This window comes from Dysgonomonas sp. 511 (assembly GCF_010501105.1).
GTDB lineage: Bacteria > Bacteroidota > Bacteroidia > Bacteroidales > Dysgonomonadaceae > Dysgonomonas.
Map to the genome: position 1 here is coordinate 1 of NZ_QVMQ01000113.1, position 315 is coordinate 315.

Here is a 315-nt window from a genome sequence, read left to right on the forward strand (position 1 = left end):
ATGCAGTATTATAAAGGGTTTCCTGTAGTTTGAGAATAGATACTTTTTCTTTGACTAAATTATCTCGTATGATCATCCATGAGCGTAATAGGATATATGCCGGATGTGGAATCGCTGGAAAACCCTATCGACAAATACGCATCGCAGGTATATTCGGCCGATGGCGGGGCGATGTTCGGAGCTATACCCAAAAGGGCATGGCAAAGGAAGTATGGTGCTGACGAGGATAATCTATAAATGTTACCCCATAGATGCGTCCCTGTTCATTCTTTCTAAAAATGGTTCCGATGTTTTTTTCTTTCAATAGCGACTTAA

Annotated in this window: 1 protein-coding gene; it reads left to right on the forward strand. The window is 41.0% G+C overall.

The features are described from left to right. The first annotated feature begins 78 nt into the window (after positions 1-78). Positions 79-237 carry a hypothetical protein gene (locus tag D0T57_RS15500; protein WP_163274364.1) on the forward strand — a complete coding sequence of 53 codons (159 nt, stop codon included), beginning with the start codon at positions 79-81 and terminating at the stop codon, positions 235-237. Positions 238-315 lie beyond the last annotated feature (78 nt).